Genomic DNA, 19,104 nt, shown 5'->3' with positions numbered 1-19,104 from the left:
GCTTATGAATACACTTACCTGCCATAGAGGCTGGTATACCCCCCGAAGGCCCCCTGCCCTTCTTGCGAGAAGGGCAGGGGGATTTTTATCAAAGATCCTTCACCAAACGCAAAGCATCATAAATTGCCGCATGCGTATTGCGTGCAGACACCGCATCACCAATCCGGAACAGCTGGTATTTTGCTTGCGGGTTGCTGTTACGCTGCTGCGTACGACCATTTATCAGATCATCATAATCCACTGCCCCCAGATTGCGCGACAGCGGCTTGAGCTCAAAATACAGATCATCAAGCGGTCTGGTGCCATGATTGATCAATATCTGATCGTGATTTTGTTGTTTTGCAACGCCACCATAATCACTGCCGATATGGGCAAGCAGACCATTGCCCTCCCGCGTCACCTTATCGAGACGATAAGTAACGGTGAATGTAACGCCGTCTTTTTGCAATGAGCGCATATAGGGCACCAGATTCATCGCCATAATCTCCGGCGCAAAACTGCGATCCGGTGTCATGACTTCCACTTTGGCACCAGCTTTTACCAGCACCTCTGCCGCCTGCAGCGCCGCATGGTCGCCTGCATCGTCAAAAATCAGCACATTGCTTGCCGGTTTTACATCACCGGACAATATATCCCATGTTGAAACCACCAGATCATTGCCCTCCGGCAGCATTTCAGTATGCGGCATACCGCCGGTTGCAATAATCACCACATCAGGATTTTCCGCATCAATATCAGCCTGCTCGGCCCAGCTGTTATATTTGAGCGTAACGCCGAGCCGCTCACATTGCGCCAAACGCCAATCAATAATGCTGATCATTTCACGTCGGCGGGGCGATTGCGCCGTAAGGCGGATCTGCCCTCCCGCTTTATCCGCCGCTTCAAATACCACCACCTCATGCCCGCGTTCACCGGCAACACGTGCGGCTTCCATACCGGCAGGCCCTGCCCCGACAATCACAATTTTCTTTTTATGCGCAGCTTTGGCAATATCATGCGGCATAGTCAGCTCGCGGCCGGTTGCAGCATTATGAATACAATAAGCCGCGCCGCCCTGATAAATCCGGTCGAGACAATAATTGGCCCCCACACATGGCCGGATATCATCTTCACGGCCCTCCATAATTTTACGCACAATATGCGGGTCCGTCATATGGGCGCGGGTCATGCCAACCATATCCAGCTTGCCAGAGGCAATGGCATGACGTGCGGTGGCCACATCAGGAATTTTAGCAGCGTGAAAGGTCGGGAAATTGGTGGCTGCACGAATTTCACCGGCAAAATCCAGATGCGGCGCATTGGCCATGCCTTGAATCGGGATCATATCCGTCATCGCCGGATCGGTATCAATATGGCCGCGAACCACATTGAGAAAATCAACCATGCCGCTGTCTTTAAGGCGGCGGGAAATTTCAATCCCCTCTTCCGCATCATGACCATCGGGCATCATTTCATCGCCGGTATATCGCATACCAACAATAAATTCATTGCCAACGCGTTTGCGGATTTCGGCTAATATGTCAAAGGTAAAGCGCAGCCGGTTATCGAGCGTGCCACCATAAGGCCCATCAAGATCATTGGTTGCCGGCGACCAGAATTGCTGGATCAAATGGCCATAGGCCTGTAGTTCTATACCATCTAGGCCCGCAGCCTGCATCCGCTCGGCCGCATCGCCAAAGTCTTTAATGATGCGCTCAATGTCCCAATCTTCAAGGCGCTTTGGAAACGCACGATGCGCCCCTTCCCGCTCATGAGATGCGGTGACAGCTGGCAACCAGTCGCCTTTATCCCAGCGCGTGCGCCGGCCAAGATGGGTAAGCTGGATCATCACCGCCGCACCATGCTCGTGACATTCATCTGTCAGTGCCTTCAGCCACGGCACAACTTCATCTTTATAAGCGAGCACATTATTAAACACCGGCGGGCTGTCGCGCGAGACAGTTGCCGAACCTGCCGTCATTGTCAGAGCCACGCCCGCTTTGGCGCGCTCAACATGGTAAGCGCGATAAGCATCTTTTGGCATGCCATCCTCAGGATAGGCGGGCTCATGCGAGGTCGTTATAATGCGGTTGCGCAAAGTGAGATGTTTCAGCTGGTATGGCTGCAGCAGCGGATCATTGATCATGTCGTTCCCCTTATTTTTTGAGGAAAGATTATTTAAAATGTACAGTAGTGTCAATTTTATATACATTGATGTACATTATATCGCAGGTACAGATAGGTAATTCCCTATTTCGAACACTAAGCAACTGATACTATTGCGATAAATACAACGCATCAGGAGTATAAATGACCGATAGTTACGCAGCCAGCGACCCAAATACAGAGACCGGCTGGCGCGGATCACAAGAAATCTGGCTCGAGGCCGCTTATCAATTATTGCTCGAAAGCGGAGTGGATAGCGTCAAGATTCTGACACTGGCCAAGCAGCTTAAACTTTCGCGTACCAGTTTTTACTGGTTTTTCAAAGACCGCGATGCATTGCTTGAGGCCTTGCTCACCCTATGGCAGGAAAAGAACACTGCCGCATTGCTGCGACAGGCCGCAAGCTATGCTCAGAGCCTTGCCGAGGCGACGCTCAACATTTTTGACTGCTGGCTGGATAATGCAATCTTCGATAATAGTTTTGAGCATGCGGTGCGCAGTTGGGGTGTTCAATCGCCGCAAGTTTCAAAAGCACTTGAAGAGGCGGATCGCATAAGGCTCGAGGCAATCAAAGCAATGTTTGTCCATCATGGCTGCGAGCCGCTTGTTGCGGATGTACGCTCACGCGCGCTGTATTTAACCCAGATCGGTTATATCAGCATGAATACGCAAGAAGATGTCGGCATCCGTATGCAGCGTGTTCCGGCCTATGTGGCAATTTTTTCCGGCACCCTGCCTAATGCGGCAGAGCTTGCCCGCTTTCATCAGCGCCATAGCTACAAATAAGTGGGTGGCGTTGACAGCTGTCAACAGCCTGGCAATTGCCCCACAAAAATCCTCACCTGATCGGACAAGCAAGGCTGGGCTGCTTTGCTCTGTGGCAATAGTTCTGATAGATGAAAGAGCATGACTCTCATCCCTCACCCAGTAACTTTTCAGCCCATAAAAAACTCCGGAATTTAATTACCTCATGTTCACATTGCAAAAGCGCGAAACTTTTGAACAAGAAATCAAAAGAAGCCGTTTTCTGGCGATTGCCTCCCCCGTTGCCAATGAAGATGAGGCAAAGGCGGTTTTGGCCCGTGAATCTTATAGTGACGCCAATCATAATTGCTGGGCATGGCGGCTGGGGCAAAATTATCGTTTTAACGATGACGGCGAGCCAAGTGGCACCGCAGGCAAACCTATTCTGCAGGCGATTGACGGTTTGGAGCTTGATTATGTGATTGTGATCGTGACGCGATGGTTTGGCGGCACGCTTCTGGGCAGCGGCGGATTAATCCGCGCTTATGGCGGCACCGCAGCTTTATGCTTGCGCGCCGCAGAGCTAATTGAATTTGTTGCCACAGAAACACTGTATGCCCGTTGTCACTTTTCAGAACTGGCACTGATCAAAGCGCGGTTGAGTGGGTTTGATCATCTCAGTATATCAAATGAACAGTTTCATAATACCGGCGCTGATCTGCAGCTTGAAATACCGGTTACACACAAGGCTGAGATCATCGGCCTGCTGACTGACCTTACCCATGGCCGCATTAAGCTCGCTGACAATGCTGCAGATCTGAGCTTTTAAAATACATCAATAATTTTTGTTTCTGCGTTGCGTTGACAGCTGTCAACGCTGTTGCACTTACTTCCAAGTGAGTTGCAGAGCGGTTAACGCGCGTTAACTATAAACAATTTGACATTTTGCGGTAGATTTTACACCTTAGTAACGAGAAAATTCAAATATTGAGCGGATTTCCGTTACTCGGTGTTTCCGGTGTTATTTGCGTATTCCCGTGTTGATTTGAAAGACAGCGTTAACAGATTAGTAATTTTGTCCGAATCGTAGCATGATGGGCAATAACAGCAGCCAATTATGGGGATTCCGGATGGCTGCGAACAGAGGTTTGGTGAAGTGACAACTGATTGGGCAGAAATAGTGGCTGATGCTCAGCAACATTTGCGGGCTGAAAGCAAGGCAGGGGAGGCACCTCTGGCAGCAGACCGGGCAATTGCCGCGGATGCCGAGCTGTTATCTGCGCAGTTACAGGCGATGCGCGAGCGCTTATTTGCACCGACATCGCGCAAAACCCTCCGCAAATTCAGCAGCAGCGAAGCGGCGAAACTGATCGGCGTATCCGACAGCTATTTGCGCCAGCTCTCTATTGCGGGCGAGGGCCCGCAGCCGGAAACCGGCAGCGGTGGCCGCAGGCTTTATTCGCTTGAAGATATTAATGCACTGCGCCGTTTATTGACCGAGCAAAACACCAATAAGAACCGTAGCTATGTTCCGCATCGTGATGAAGAACGCGGCGAGCATTTACAGGTTATTGCTGTCACCAATTTTAAAGGCGGCTCGGGCAAAACCACCACCACCACCCATCTGGCACAGCATCTTGCGCTATCTGGCTTGCGGGTTCTGGCGGTTGATCTCGATCCGCAAGCCTCAATGTCAGCGCTGTTCGGTTATCAGCCAGAGCTTGATCTGAGCGGCAATGATACGCTTTATGGCGCTATCCGTTATGACGAAGCGCAGCGACCGCTGCGCGACATTATTCGCAAAACCTATTTTGACGGCTTGGATCTGGTTCCGGGCAATCTTGAATTGCAGGAATTTGAACATACCACACCACGTGTCCTTGCAGAGCGCCGCGGCCCTGCAACGGATATGTTCTTCACCCGTGTTCAGGCAGCCCTGCAATCGGTTGCCGGTGATTATGATGTGGTGGTGCTTGATTGCCCGCCGCAGCTTGGCTTTCTCACATTATCAGCGCTGTGCGCGGCAACATCGGTAATTGTGACCGTGCATCCGCAAATGCTCGATGTGGCGTCGATGAGCCAGTTCCTGTTCATGACCTCCGATCTTCTCTCGGTTGTCCGTGAGGCCGGTGGTTCGCTCAATTTCGACTTTTTGCGCTATCTGATTACCCGTTATGAACCCAATGATGGTCCGCAGGCACAAATTGCCGGCTTCCTTCGCGCCCAGTTCGGCGACCGTGTTCTAACCTCACCGATGGTAAAATCCACAGCGGTTTCAGACGCAGGCCTCACCAAACAAACACTGTATGAGGTTGGCCGTGAGAATTTCAGCCGTGTCACCTATGACAGGGCGATGGAATCGTTGACAGCTGTCAACAGTGAGGTTGAGGCCCTGATTTACGCAGCCTGGAACCGGCAGGCGAGGGGAGGGAAGGCATGAACAGCCGTAAAAACCAGTTGAAAGCGCTGTTTGGTGCGCCGCCGCCTGAGCCAAAGCCAGTAATCAAAACAGAAGACCAGCCTGAGACACATACCCACTCAGAGACAGAGGCTGTTCATACCAATACACAACATCAACAGCTGCCTCCACAACTGGCTCAACAACCGGCATATGCACCGCAAAAGCCTGCCGAGCCGGCCATACGTTCTGCTGCCAGCCGTTCCGGTGCAGTAAAAGCCATGGGATTATCGCTAGCCGATATGTCTCGAGAGCTTGAGACTGCCAAACAGCTGTCTAAAAGTCTGGCAAAAGGCGATCAAATTGTTGAACTTGATGCCGCATTGATTGACGGCTCGTTCGTTGAGGATCGTTTAACCCGCCAGGAAACTGATGATCCGGAATTTCTGAGCCTCATTCAGAGCCTGCATCAGCATGGCCAGCAAGTGCCAATCTTAGTCCGTCCGCATCCCGAAACTCCGGGCCGTTTTCAGGCAGCCTATGGTCATCGTCGTATGCGGGCTGCGGCACGGCTTGGTTTGCCGGTTAAAGCACTGATCAAACAGCTCAGCGATACAGAGCTTGTGCTGGCGCAGGGCAAAGAAAACAGTGAGCGTCGTAATCTTTCTTTCATTGAGCGCGCATTGTTTGCCCAATCTTTGATTGAACGGGGCTTTGACCGCAGCATGGTGCAGGACGCTCTATCGCTGCATAAGGCTGAAATGACCCGTTTCCTTCAAGTCGCATCATCCGTGCCGGAACAAATCATCCGGGCAATCGGCCCAGCACCAAAAGTTGGCCGCCCGCGCTGGATGCAGCTTGCAGAGACACTCAAAGATAAAAATCTTTTAAAACGTGCTCAGACTTATATTGCCGAGCATGAATTTAAAGATGCTGAAAGCGATATGCGGTTTCAGTTGATCCTCAACAAGCTGAGCCTGCCAACGACGGCGCGGTCAGAAAAACTACCTGAACGGAGCATAACTTCACGGAACGGAGAGCGCCTCGGAAAATATTTTTCACAGCAGGGCAGGGCACATTTCGACCTGCAACACCGTGATGCACAAGGCTTTGCAACCTATCTGGCAGAGCAATTACCGGAGCTTTACGACAAGTTTTGCAACACCAAAGATAAATAATCTATCCCCCCAATACTGATCCGGATTAAATTTATGTCTGAAACAGAAGGGGATACAAAATGAAAAATACAACCGTGACCACAGCATCAGTTGATTATGTGTAACAGCGTTAAACCAACAGAATAAGGAAAAACGGCAAGAAAAAAGGCCCCCTGAACGTGACCGAACCGGAAGCCCTCTTTCGATGTAGCAATTAGAGAGAATCACTTTCGAGATAAAAAGTCAAGAGTCGGTAGCGTTCCGGCAGTGTTTTTGCTTGCCTCAAACGAGGTAACAAATGACAGAGCACTTTGCGACGTCCCCATTTGGCGGGCGAATGATGAATGCTGCGCATTTTTTGAATTACGAAACACTTCGTCAATCTCAAAAGCAGGCGCAGTCTGTACAGGCTGATAGCAGCAAGGCGGCCAAGCTCTGCACAGTTGACCGCTGGAAACTGCTGCGCGCTTTAACCGAAGCGCGTGAAAGCTATCAGATAAGCCATCGTACCATCTCGGTATTAGAGGTTCTGCTGAGCTTCTATGGCGATAAATTGCTCGATGCCCGCGCGCCATTGATTGTTTTTCCATCCAATCATGAATTATCAATGCGTTTGCGTGGTATGTCGGCACCAACAATCCGCCGTCATCTTGCGCATCTCGTTCAGCTTGGCTTTATTCTTCGCCGGGACAGCCCGAACGGCAAGCGCTTTGTCCGCCGCAACAGTGATGGTGAAATTGCCATGGCCTTTGGCTTTGATCTCGCACCTCTGGTGTTTAAAGCAGCTGAAATTGAAGCGCATGCCGAACAGGCACGTGATATTTCCCGCAAACGCCAACAGCTGCGTTTCACAATCACCATTCATTTACGCGATATTGCCAAAACAATTCAGGCAGCCTGTTTAGAGAACAGAGCTGGCGACTGGATAGGCCTTGCTGAGCGTTTACAAGCACTTTCAGGTCGCGTCGAGCGCAATGGTTCGATTGAAAATCTGACTGCGAGGGAACACGCACTGGGTATTTTGCGTCATGATGTGGAAAATCTATATGTTTCAATGCTTTCTGAGCCAGAAATGAGCGCCAGTGAGCATGAAATTGAGCACCACATTCAGAATTCAAATATAGAATATCTAGATAAAGATACCAACGATAAACCAGACATTACCAATGAACCAATTTTACCAGGCACCACCACCCATAAAATCAACAATAAAGCCTGCAATCCTGCAAAATCAGATACGTCATTGAAGGATATTCTAAGCGCATGCCCCCAAATTGCAGGTTATGCTGCGCGTGGTATCCACAACTGGGCTGATCTGATGATAACCGCAGGACATATTCGCTCTATGCTGGGGATTACTAATTCAGCATGGCAACAGGCCTGTTTCATCATGGGAGATATCAATGCAGCCATCACCATTGCAGCTATTCTTGAACGTTCTGAGACCATACATTCAGCTGGCGGATATTTACGAAAACTCACAGAACGCGCTGCAATCGGTCAGTATTCCATCAAACCCGTGCTTCGGGCGATAGAAAACACACGCCATTAAAGCGACAAGAGAGATGTGAGAGAGATAGTTGGCCTCTATCGCTCTCTAGTGCATTTCACTATCAAGTTGATAGGTATCACAATGCGAAAACTCTAAAATCTAGAGCTGTGATCCAACCTGAATGTTATCCGCTCTAAGTTATTGTTTTTACGCATTATCGTGGCCGCCCAATGATTCCATTGGACTACGAAATGCTCTAGTGTAAACAGCACTAAATACAACATAGCTCTGTAAGGTGATATGAAATGACGATAAAGCCTGCAATCAGAATTAAAACCAAAATTGCTCTGATCACAGTCATAGCTTTGCTACTGATCAGTTTTTTGGTCGGGCTTGGTAGCTGGCAGATACAAAGATATGGCTGGAAACAGGATTTAATCGCGCGTGTTGAGCAAAATATTCATGCTGCGCCGCGCAAAGCCCCGGAGAGTGGAGAATGGGCAGTCGCCGATAAAAAAGCGCTCGAATACAGAGCCGTTGAAGTGAGCGGGCAGTATTTGAACACTCAGGAGATTCAAGTTGGCGCTCTTACGGAAAAAGGCTCCGGCTATTGGATTTTAACGCCATTTCAACGGGATAATGGTGAAATTCTGTTTGTTAATCGTGGCTATGTTGTTACTGCAAAGCGCGATCCCGCAAGCCGTGCGTCAGGCCAGATTGAGGGCGAGACTGTGGTAACCGGCTTGTTAAGGCTCACAGAGCCTAAAGGGTTTTTTCTGCGCCAGAATAAGCCTGAACAGAACATCTGGTATTCTCGTGATACCCAAGCATTTGCCGAGAACTTGGGTTTAAGAAATGTGCTGCCATATTTTGTTGATGCGGATGCCAGCCAAAACCGCATTGACCGGCCAATAGGTGGCATGACGGTGGTAAAGTTCGCGGATAATCATTTAGCCTATGCTTTCACATGGTTCTCATTAGCTTTAATGGTGCTTGGGATGACAATTTATCTGATCTATTATGAAGTTCGCCGCAAGCGTAAATCCGATCAGGCATCTGAATAAACAACACCGGTATGTTTCATGTGAATCATACCGGTGTTGGATATATTAGAACTTATATGCAATACCAAGACGAACGCTGTTTGTAGATAATTTAAAATCACCAGTATCATTAAATACTGATTTTGATCCATAATCACTGTAACGATACTCGGTACGTAACAGCAAATTATTAGTTAGAGCGTAATCTAGACCAGCACCGAGTGTGTAACCAACTCTCGTAGTATTATCATCAGTGCTTATATATGGTGCTTCTTGAGCCAGATTGTTGTTCTTAACACCTGCTAAACTAACGCCGGCAGCTAAATAGGGTAAAGCACGGCCGTAATTGATACCAAACCGCATACGCAATGCTGCTTCCCATTGTAGTTGCGTGCTCCATATAAAATCCCTGTCATCCGGCGGTGTCGGTCCAAATTTTGTATAATGTGACTGCTTACTTAAATTCGTATAATTAACGTCGCCCTCAAGACCAAGTAAGTAATTATTAGAAAACTCCCAGTTATAACCGGCATAAATACCAGCGATTGGGCCGTTATTATTAACGGAAAAGTCTTGTTGGATGCTATTTTGATTCCAGTCGTAACCAATCTGCGCGCCAATATAAGCACCATTCCAGATTGATGCTTCATCATATGCCGGAGCTTCCGGGCTATGATAAATAACATCTGCTGCATAGGATGAGGTTACATTATTTGCAATAAATATAATAGATAACAACAATAATTTCTTCAATATAATCTCCTTTATACTTGAATAATTTAAGTATCGATTTTTAATTTCGGAAATAAATTAGTAAATCAACAACACAAAATATGTGATTTTATTCTTTTCTGTATCATGGATATAATTAAACATGAAATAATATCGTTTATTAAAATGAAAAACAGATATATTCATTTTATACGGATTGTAACTAGAGCGGGTCACGTCCAGGTTGGAACGCAGAGCTCGCTCTAGATTTTAGAGTTTTGCATTGTGATATCTTTCAAGTTGATTCAACTTGAAAGTGAAATGCTCTGGCTTGTATAATTTTACTGGTTTCAATCACGGGAAAGTGCTGCGACGGGATCAAGTTTTGAAGCGTTACGTGCCGGAAGAAAACCGAAACAAATACCAATCAGGCTTGAGCATATAAAGGCTGCAACGATCGAAAACGGTGAATAGATCAGCTGGAACGGCGTATTAAACATCTGGAACACCCAGCCGAAACTCATTGCTAATAGAATGCCTAGTAAGCCACCGATCAGACAGACCAGCACCGCCTCAATCAGAAACTGTTGTAAAATATCAGAACGACGTGCGCCAACGGCCATACGCACACCAATTTCGTTAATACGCTCGGACACTGAAACCAACATGATGTTCATCACACCGATACCGCCTACAAGCAATGATATCAAAGCGATTGCCGACACTAAAAGTGTTAAAGCCTGCGTTGTATTGGTAATGGTTTTACGGATATCGTCTGTATTCAGTATTGAAAAATCTTCGGAGCCATGACGCTGGATTAAAAACGTTTTCACGGCCTTCTCTGCCAGATCGGGCGCTGTATCATCGCTGATCCGCAAGGAGAGGCTGCGTAAGATCCGTGATCCGGTCATGCGAATCTGTACGGTTGTATATGGCAGATAAATTGAAAGACTGTCATTGGAGCCGAAACCTCCTTGTTCCGGCTGCACGATACCAACAACCCGTACTGGTACATTGTTCAGAATAATTATCTGCCCGATAGGACTGTCTGGTAAGTTAGCAAACAAAGTTTTGCGTGTATTCTCATCGATCACAGCCTCTAAAGCGATGTTATTGATGCTGTTTTTGTCAAAAAACCGCCCGGTCGCCAGCTTGCTGCCACGGGTAGTAAAATACTGATCACTGACACCCAGGATAAGCGCATTGGCCTCAACTCCGTTAAACTGTACTGTTGCGGACGTGTTGACGGTGGGAGTTGCGGCCATAATATAGGGTTGCTTAGACAGTTCATTGGCATCATCAATCGTCAGCGTGGTGATACGCCCCGCATATCTGTCACCAAAGCTTTTACCGGGATAAATATCAAGCGTATTGGTGCCAAGGTTACTGATCTGTTCAAGTACCTGTTTTTGCGAGCCCTTACCAAGGGCTACAACACAAACAACCGAGGCAATCCCAATGATAATGCCCAGCATTGTCAAAAAACTACGCAAGCGATGGGCATTCATGGAGCGCAGCGCCATCATAAATGCCTCGCTAAAGCGATCCATAGCCATGGCTAATGTTGATGAAGGGCCGATTGCGGGTACAGCAGCTGCTGTCATAGAAACTGCACGCAGATCACTGTCTGCTGGTCTTTCTCGTGTTGTATCCGAAATTATCTCGCCATCACTGATTTCAATAATCCGCTCTGCCCGCGCCGCCACATTGCGGTCATGGGTTACAATGATGATTGTTTTGCCTTCACTATGCAGCTCTTCGAGGATTTTGAGAACCTCTTCACCGCTATGGCTGTCCAGTGCACCAGTTGGTTCATCGGCAAGAATAACATCGGCATTGTTGATCAAAGCACGTGCAATTGATACGCGCTGCTGCTGCCCGCCTGAGAGCTGGCCTGGCCGGTGATGCGTTCTGTCTGCCATACCAAGCCGTTCAAGAATCTCGGTCGCGCGTTCCTGACGGCGCTCTCGGCTTTGGCCTGCATAAATCGCCGGTATCTCAACATTACCGACGGCCGACAATTCATTGAGCAAATGATAGCGCTGAAAAATAAACCCGAAATGCTCACGGCGCAATTCTGCAAGCTCGTCTGCTTCAAGATCCGAGGTTTCGCGGCCTGAAATAAAATATTTTCCCTCAGAAGGGCGGTCAAGACAGCCGAGAATATTCATCAGCGTTGATTTACCGGAGCCGGAAGCGCCGATAATTGCGACCATCTCACCTTGGCTGATCGTAAGATTAATATTTTTTAAGACTGTGGTAAAACCATCGCCGGACGGATAGTGACGATATAGGTTTTCAAGCGTAATCAGTGCTTTATCCATCACGTCAGAACCTGATGGAGCGACCGCGGCGATTGCGCGGTGTATCATTAGTTGTGCCGGTATGACTGGTGACTATTTTTTCGCCTTCGGTGAGGCCTGAGAGAATTTCAACCATCACCTTGTCATTAAGGCCGGTTTCAACGGGTTTTTCGGTTATGCTGCCATCCTTTTCCATGACGCGGACTGTATATTTACCATCCTCATCTGGGTCAGTAAGTGCGGAAGAGGGGATCAGTAAAACATTTTTAGCATTGCCGAGAATGATATGAATTTCAGCTGTCATATAGGTTTTTAAAACCCCATCGGGATTGGCAATGTTGAAAATGCCCTTGTAATAGATTGCGGAGGCAGTGGTACCGCTGCTGGCAGAGCTGTTGCCGCCAAAGCTTTTGTCGCTGACAATGGATTGCGGCGCCGGTTCCAGAATTTGCAACTTCGCCGTGTAGCGCTTGTCATTTTGACCGGGAATGGTGAAATAAAGCGCCTGACCCTCACGCACATTAACGACATCTGCCTCGGAAATATCTGCCTCAACCGTCATCGTATCAAGCTGGCCGATAATGGCAATTGTGGGGGCAGATTGTACAGCATTCACCGTTTGGCCTTCTTGCACAACGGTTGCCAGAATAGTGCCGTCAATAGGGGCGCGGATTTGTGTATAGCCGAGATTAGCCTCAGCGGTTTCAACCGCGATTTGAGAAACTACAATTTGTGCGTCGCTTAAGGCAATCTGCGCCTCAGCGGATTTTACAGCACTGACAGCTTTATCATAATCGGCTTTGGAAATGGCATTGCGCGCAATCATCTGCTGCTGCCGTTTCATATCCTGGTTGGCGAGAAGTAGTTTCGCTACTCTGTCTTCACGGTCGGCCTGATTGCGGATCAGCTCGGCTTGCGCTTTGCGCAGGTCGTTGTTCTGCGTTGTCGGGTCAATCTGCGCGATCAGATCATCTTTTTTGACCAGACGTCCTGTTGTAACATTCAGAGATAAGACCCGTCCTGAGGCCTGCGCACCAACAGCCACAAGTTTAGCGGGCTTCAGCGTACCAGTAGCCAGTACACTAGTTTCAATATCCCCTTTTCCGACTGTATAGGTCATGACTTGCGGTGCTTCATTTTTGAAAATATCCGCAGTATAATAATAAATGACGGTAGCAAGCGCTGCAAACAACAGCACCCAGATGATCCATTTTTTCTTGCGTGAACCGCGTTTTTTGATGGAGCTACCGGTCATTTATACCTCTTCATTCAGTCCTATAGTCACTGTATCTGGTTCAGGCTTTCACCTGCGCTTTGCTGCATATCAGCTTGGATGTGGTGTGCTGGTGACGAGATGTGGGCCCGTATAGGCATCCTGCACTTCCGGCTTATTGGTCATAATCGTGCCGTCCCAGCCGCCGCCAAGTGCTTTTTGCAGATTAATATAATCCTGCATCAGGCTGACCCTAATCTGTAGTAGGCTTTCTTCATTTGAATAGAGCGAACGCTCGGACGTCAAAAGATCAAGAAAGCTGGTTGAGCCATTTTCATATAATGTGCGCGAAAGATTGGCGGATTTTCGGTATGATTGGATCGCCTTTTGTACTTTGCCATATTTAATGCGCCGCTGATTAAGCGATACACTGGCGTTTTCAACTTCTTCCAATGCGGTCAGAATTGCTTTGCGATAGGCTATAAAGCTTTGATCACGGCTGGCTCTGGCAGCGTCTACAGCAGCATTTAATTGGCCGGCTTTAAAAAATGGCACAGTCAGGCTGGGACCAAAACCCCAGCTGATAGTTGAGCTTTTGCCCATATCGCCAATTTGCGCACCGGCGGTGCTGATATTGCCGGTCAGGCTGACACTAGGATAAAGCGCTGCCTCTTTAACCCCGATAGTGGCTGTTGAGCGGGCATAATTTCGCTCGGCTACACGCAAATCAGGCCGGTTCAGGAGTAGATCAGCGGGAATTCCGGTGGTAATCAGCCGGGGCACAGCTGGTATGGCTTTAGGCTTGTCTAAAAGCTGCGCAAGAGCTGTCGGAGCTTGTCCGGTTAAAACCGACAAACGATGCAGGCTCTTGGCGTAAGCGGTTTTAAGATCCGGAATATTGGCCTCTGTGGTGCTGGTCTGCCCTTCTGCATTGGCCAGATCTACCTCTGATATGTCGCCGGCATTAAACCTTGTACGGGTGAGGGCGGCCGTTTTGCGCTGCGAGGCAATTATCTGTTCGTTCAGGCTGATACGTGCCTGAACGCCGCGCAACTCAGCATAATTTGTTGCAATATCGCCAATCAGGGTTACCAGCACCGCATGCATATTTTCTTTATCCGCATCCAGCCCGTAACGCGCTGCTTCAACAGCACGATGATTGGCGCCGAATAAATCAAGTTCCCAACTGGTATTTAACCCTAAATTGAGACCGGTATTTTCTGCCATGCCGGGGCTTTTGGAACGTTTTGCGCTGCCTGATCCGGAAAGGTCAGGATAGAGCGTACCACCTGCTTGTTGATAAGCAGCACGGGATTCACGGATTTTGGCTTTTGCTGCGGCCACATCATTATTGCCTTGCACAGCCTGCTCGATCAGGGTGTCGAGCAACGGGTCGTTGAAGCGTTTCCACCATTGCGCCAGTTGTGCTGGCTTTGCAGGTGCTGCTTTTTGCGCACTCCAATGTGATGGTAACAAAGTTGACGGTGTTTGATAATCGGGCCCGACCGCAACACAAGCTGCCAGAGCCGGCAAGGTAATGGTCAATGTTGCCAGACGTATAAACAACACGGTCATGAAAGAGCAGCTTCCTTAAAATGTAAACAAATATACACTGGAACGTACCGGACGACTAATCGAACGGCAGTCTTGTCATAGCTTACCAATTAAAAAAAGTCAGAAATTGATATTTTTAGAAAGCTTACTGAATTGTAATAATTATTTGGATTTTTGCCGGTAATAACCAGTGGATTAACGCCAGCTTTAAAAGTTGTAGCTTATTACGAGCCTGATCAAGCTGTTGAGGCATGCAATTTAATACGGCTGATAATCAGATCGCTGGCGGTTAAAATATCGTGCGCTACAGCTGCTTCTGCCGCTTTCGGGTCACGATTTTCAATCGCTTCAACGATCTTGTAATGATCATCAATCATTGCGCGGCCGCCATGCTGATAGGCATCGGCAATCAGTGGCCCCATTTGCAGCCATAACCGGTTAACGATGGAGTTGAGCACTGGCATTGCAGCAATCTCAACCAATGCCGCATGAAAAATATGGTTCATCGCCAGAGCATCGCTCCAGTCATGATTTTTCATTGCCTTGTCCATGGCCTGGTCATTGTCTTTCACAAGCTTCCAGAGCCGGGCAATGTCCTGCTTGTTAGCATGTTCTGCAGCCTGTTTGGCGGCAAGTCCCTCAAGACGCACACGGATAGAGCGGATTTCCTCATAACGCGCCTGATCAAGCACCGGCACGCGGATATCGCGAGGAGTTTTCTGTACCAGAGCTTCATCCTGAATAAGCCGCAACAAGGCATCGCGCACGGGTGTAACACTGGTGCCAAGCGAGGCCGCGAGCTCGCGAATAGTCAGGCGGGTATTCGGCTCAAAGCGTCCGCGCATCAGTGCTTCTGATAGTTTACGATAGACAATTTCGCCGAGATTATGATGTTCCAGCGTCTGTAATTCTGAAATGCCATTCATGCAAGTTTGTTCCCCGCAATGCGTATATGCTGAAAAAATGTCAAATCATCATCATGAAAACAAATCATGATAGCTGTGGTATCTGTTCTTGATTAAGCCGTTTATTGTGACTGTCGCAACTAAATTCTGATCTTTGAGTCGTACTTGACAAACTATTATATTAAAAACATGATGCATCAAGATTGAGGTGGCATTTTGTTATTGCGTGTTCCAAAGATCAGTTTAACGCAGCTTCGGAAAGATTAGAAACCGGTTTTCCGGAAGCATCTGCGATCAGACAATAGACAGAGCGGTTTCCGGTTCAAAGGGAAAGACCGCTTTGGAGGAAACAGGGTAGGGAACTATGGACAAGCAGCCGAATTCACCTGAAGCACGCGATATTCAATATCATATGCATTCTTATACAAATGCGCGCCGCCATCAGGAAATCGGTCCGATGATCCTTGAAAAAGGCGACGGGATCTATGTCGAAGACAATAACGGCAAACGTTATATTGAAGGTTTGGCCGGCCTGTGGAGTGTGGGTGTAGGGTTCTCCGAGCAGCGTCTTGTTGATGCCGCAACCAAACAGATGCAGCAGCTGCCTTATTATCACAATTTCGGTCATCGTTCGCACGGCCCTGCTATTGATCTGGCTGAAAAGCTGGTCACTATGGCGCCTGTGCCGATGAGCAAAGCGTTTTTCACCAATTCCGGCTCTGAAGCCAATGATACTGCGATCAAGATGATCTGGTACCGCGCCAATGCCATGGGGCAGCCGCAGCGTAAAAAGATCATCAGCCGCAAGCGCGGTTACCATGGGGTAACGATTGCTGCTGCAAGCTTAACCGGCCTGCCAGCCAACCAGATGTCTTTTGATCTGCCGATTGCCGGTATTTTGCACACGTCATGCCCGCATTATTGGCGCGAAGCGCTGCCGGGCGAAACGGAAGAGCAGTTCACTGACCGTATGGCTGCTGATCTTGAAGCGATGATCCTTGCTGAAGGCCCTGAAACCATTGCAGCATTTATTGGTGAGCCGATCATGGGTGCCGGTGGTGTTGTGGTGCCGCCAGCCAGCTATTGGGGTAAAATTCAGGCGGTATTGAAGAAATATGATATTCTGCTGATTGCTGATGAAGTGATCTGCGGTTTTGGCCGTACCGGCAATATGTTTGGTACCGAAACCTATAAAATGCAGCCGGATATTATGGTTTTCTCCAAGCAGCTGTCATCGTCTTATCTGCCGATCTCGGCACTTGTGGTCAATGACAAGGTGTTTGAACCGCTGGCAGATGAAAGCAACCGTATCGGTACATTCGGTCATGGTTATACCGGTGGTGCACATCCTGTTGCGGCAGCGGTCGCGGTAGAAAACATTAAGATTATCGAAGAGCGTAATCTGGTTGAAAACGCCCGTGAAGTCGGCGCGCATATGCAGAAGCGTCTGCGTGAGTTTTCCGGTCATCCGCTTGTGGGTGAAGTGCGCGGCGAAGGGCTGATTGCTGCTGTTGAACTGGTTGGCAATAAAGAAACCAAAGAGCCGCTTGAAAAAGCTGGTAATCTTGGCCTGATGGGCAATGCTGCCATGCTCAGACATGGTGTGATCTGCCGTAATATGCTCGACACAATCGCTTTCTGCCCGCCGCTTATCATCAATGAAAAGCAGGTTGATGAAATGGTTGGAGCTTTGGAAAAAGCGCTGGATGATGTTTCGGCTGAAATCAAAAAATAAACTCTACGACGACATTCAATAAGACAAATATACGGCGCATGGACAAGTATCCATGCGCCGTTTTTTTTCGATTTTGAAACACCAATTTCTTGTGTTTTTTCGTAGTTTTTTACTGTTATTCACACAAAAATTATGATTCTGACCGTGTTTGAATCAAGAAGCTGGAAATTTTTATAGTCTCAGGGTATTGAAGTTAACAGTACTTTACTCAGGGGGGACACTATGGCTTACTTTCCAACGTGGCGTTTAACTGATAACGCCATTGTATTGCCTGATGAACGGTTGCCTGCTGCTGCTGCTGTACCTATGGGTATTCAGCATTTGCTTGCTATGTCCGGCTCCACAATTGTGGCGCCGTTGATTATGGGTTTCGACCCCAATGTTGCGGTGTTCTTTTCCGGTATCGGCACCTTGCTGTTTTTCCTGATCACCGGTGGTCGGGTTCCAAGCTATCTCGGCTCTTCCTTTGCGTTCATCGCGGTGGTGATTGCTGCAACCGGTTATTCCGGCAGCGGCGCTAATCCGAATATCGGTGTTGCTCTTGGTGGTATTATCGCCTGTGGTGCAGTTTATGCACTGATCGGCCTGATCGTTATGGGGGCGGGCACGGGCTGGGTTGAAAAACTGATGCCACCGGCAGTGACCGGTGCGATCGGTGTGGCGATCGGGCTTAATCTTGCGCCGGTTGCGGTTAGCCAGCTGAAGGGCTCGCATGCCCATATTATCATCGCTTTGCTGACGGTATTATGTATGGCAGTAATCTCTGCCTACGGGCCGCGCTCCACGCGCCGTGTTGCGGTGTTGCTGGCCTTGGTGTTCGGCTATTTGCTGGTGCTGATTTTCGGCAACGGCGTAGGTCTGGTGCCTGGCATTAACTTTGCTGCTGTTGGTGAGGCGGCTTGGTTTGGCCTGCCGCATTTTGTTAAGCCTGAATTTACCTGGCCGGCCATGACGTTGATTGCGCCGGTGGCGATTGTTCTGGTTGCTGAAAATCTTGGTCATATTAAAGCTCTTGGTTCTATTACCGGCCAGAATATGGATCGTTATATTGGCCGCGGCTTTTTTGCCGATGGTCTGGCAACTATGATTTCCGGTTCCGGCGGTGGTACCGGTGTAACCACTTACGCTGAAAATATCGGCGTTATGGCGATGACCAAGGTATATTCAACACTGATCTTTGTGATCGCTGCAGTTGTGGCTCTGGCGCTGAGCATGTCGCCAAAATTCGGTGCTATTTTGCAAACCATTCCGGCACCGGTGCTGGCGGGGCTTGCGGTTTCGGTGTTTGGACTGATTGCATCAGCCATGGCGCGTATCTGGGTTGTGAATAAAGTAGATTTTGCTGACCCGCGCAATCTCTTCACGGTTGGTGTGGCGCTGATTTTCGGTGCCGGTGATTTCACCATCAATATTGGTGATTTTGCTCTGGGTGGTATCGGTACCTCAACACTGGCAGCACTGGTACTTTATCAGCTGCTTGGTATTGGTCGCCGCGACACAGCCTGACGCAAAAAATCTCTGAAATTTAAAGGCTCCGGAAAACAAGTTTCCGGAGCCTTTTTTATGCGCAGTCAGCCGCCTATAAAGCAAAGTTTACAGGAATAGTTTTCCGCAGTGGTTGCAGCCGCCGCTATAATTTGAGTATATCGTGGGTAAGGCTTTGGGGTTTGTATTTTTGAGGAAATATACAACTCCGTGATGAAG

14 protein-coding genes are annotated in these 19,104 nt (G+C 48.6%); 8 read left to right on the top strand and 6 right to left on the bottom strand.

All coding sequences use genetic code 11. From position 1 onward, the window contains the following. Positions 1 to 88 precede the first annotated feature (88 nt). Positions 89 to 2,125 (bottom strand): FAD-dependent oxidoreductase, encoded by a 2,037-nt coding sequence (locus tag MP213Fo_RS14780; protein WP_421091295.1) that lies wholly within the window; start codon positions 2,123 to 2,125, stop codon positions 89 to 91. Between the two features lie 164 nt (positions 2,126 to 2,289). Between MP213Fo_RS14780 and MP213Fo_RS14775 the strand changes: the two genes are divergently transcribed. The 6 genes from MP213Fo_RS14775 (at position 2,290) to MP213Fo_RS14750 (ending at position 9,000) form a co-directional block, all read left to right on the top strand. After that, the gene (locus tag MP213Fo_RS14775; RefSeq protein ID WP_421091294.1) at positions 2,290 to 2,931 is read left to right on the top strand and encodes a TetR/AcrR family transcriptional regulator; all 642 of its coding nucleotides are present in this window, start codon (positions 2,290 to 2,292) and stop codon (positions 2,929 to 2,931) included. Between the two features lie 184 nt (positions 2,932 to 3,115). After that, the gene (locus MP213Fo_RS14770; RefSeq protein ID WP_421091293.1) at positions 3,116 to 3,718 is read left to right on the top strand and encodes an IMPACT family protein; all 603 of its coding nucleotides are present in this window, start codon (positions 3,116 to 3,118) and stop codon (positions 3,716 to 3,718) included. A 288-nt stretch (positions 3,719 to 4,006) separates the two neighbouring features. Further along, complete coding sequence (gene repA, locus MP213Fo_RS14765; RefSeq protein ID WP_421091292.1) at positions 4,007 to 5,329, top strand: plasmid partitioning protein RepA; 1,323 nt, start codon at positions 4,007 to 4,009, stop codon at positions 5,327 to 5,329. Further along, a complete protein-coding gene (gene repB, locus MP213Fo_RS14760; RefSeq protein ID WP_421091291.1) occupies positions 5,326 to 6,465 on the top strand; it encodes a plasmid partitioning protein RepB in 1,140 nt (379 codons plus the stop codon). The genes repA and repB overlap by 4 nt, the downstream gene beginning before the upstream one ends. Before the next feature lie 277 nt (positions 6,466 to 6,742). Further along, complete coding sequence (gene repC, locus MP213Fo_RS14755; RefSeq protein WP_421091290.1) at positions 6,743 to 7,996, top strand: plasmid replication protein RepC; 1,254 nt, start codon at positions 6,743 to 6,745, stop codon at positions 7,994 to 7,996. A 245-nt stretch (positions 7,997 to 8,241) separates the two neighbouring features. Next, positions 8,242 to 9,000 carry an SURF1 family protein gene (locus MP213Fo_RS14750; protein ID WP_421091289.1) on the top strand — a complete coding sequence of 253 codons (759 nt, stop codon included), beginning with the start codon at positions 8,242 to 8,244 and terminating at the stop codon, positions 8,998 to 9,000. A gap of 45 nt (positions 9,001 to 9,045) precedes the next feature. Here the strand turns inward: MP213Fo_RS14750 and MP213Fo_RS14745 are convergent, their stop codons facing one another. From MP213Fo_RS14745 to MP213Fo_RS14725, 5 genes are all read right to left on the bottom strand, one after another. After that, complete coding sequence (locus tag MP213Fo_RS14745; protein ID WP_421091288.1) at positions 9,046 to 9,732, bottom strand: outer membrane protein; 687 nt, start codon at positions 9,730 to 9,732, stop codon at positions 9,046 to 9,048. Positions 9,733 to 10,040: 308 nt separating this feature from the next. Beyond that, a complete protein-coding gene (locus tag MP213Fo_RS14740) occupies positions 10,041 to 12,014 on the bottom strand; it encodes a MacB family efflux pump subunit (protein WP_421091329.1) in 1,974 nt (657 codons plus the stop codon). A gap of 4 nt (positions 12,015 to 12,018) precedes the next feature. Continuing rightward, positions 12,019 to 13,248 carry an efflux RND transporter periplasmic adaptor subunit gene (locus tag MP213Fo_RS14735; protein ID WP_421091287.1) on the bottom strand — a complete coding sequence of 410 codons (1,230 nt, stop codon included), beginning with the start codon at positions 13,246 to 13,248 and terminating at the stop codon, positions 12,019 to 12,021. A 69-nt stretch (positions 13,249 to 13,317) separates the two neighbouring features. After that, positions 13,318 to 14,781: an efflux transporter outer membrane subunit gene (locus tag MP213Fo_RS14730; protein ID WP_421091286.1), complete on the bottom strand. Its 1,464-nt coding sequence runs from the start codon at positions 14,779 to 14,781 to the stop codon at positions 13,318 to 13,320. 215 nt (positions 14,782 to 14,996) lie between these two features. Further along, a complete protein-coding gene (locus tag MP213Fo_RS14725) occupies positions 14,997 to 15,686 on the bottom strand; it encodes a GntR family transcriptional regulator (RefSeq protein ID WP_421091285.1) in 690 nt (229 codons plus the stop codon). 343 nt (positions 15,687 to 16,029) lie between these two features. Here MP213Fo_RS14725 and MP213Fo_RS14720 point away from each other — a divergent pair, with 343 nt between their 5' ends. Further along, positions 16,030 to 17,400: an aspartate aminotransferase family protein gene (locus MP213Fo_RS14720; protein WP_421091284.1), complete on the top strand. Its 1,371-nt coding sequence runs from the start codon at positions 16,030 to 16,032 to the stop codon at positions 17,398 to 17,400. 222 nt (positions 17,401 to 17,622) lie between these two features. Then, positions 17,623 to 18,906 (top strand): solute carrier family 23 protein, encoded by a 1,284-nt coding sequence (locus MP213Fo_RS14715; protein WP_421091283.1) that lies wholly within the window; start codon positions 17,623 to 17,625, stop codon positions 18,904 to 18,906. The last annotated feature ends 198 nt before the right edge of the window (positions 18,907 to 19,104 follow it).

The organism is Pseudochrobactrum mosebachae (assembly GCF_048914685.1).
Classification (GTDB): domain Bacteria; phylum Pseudomonadota; class Alphaproteobacteria; order Rhizobiales; family Rhizobiaceae; genus Pseudochrobactrum.
This window is presented reverse-complemented; position numbering and strand designations above follow the sequence as displayed.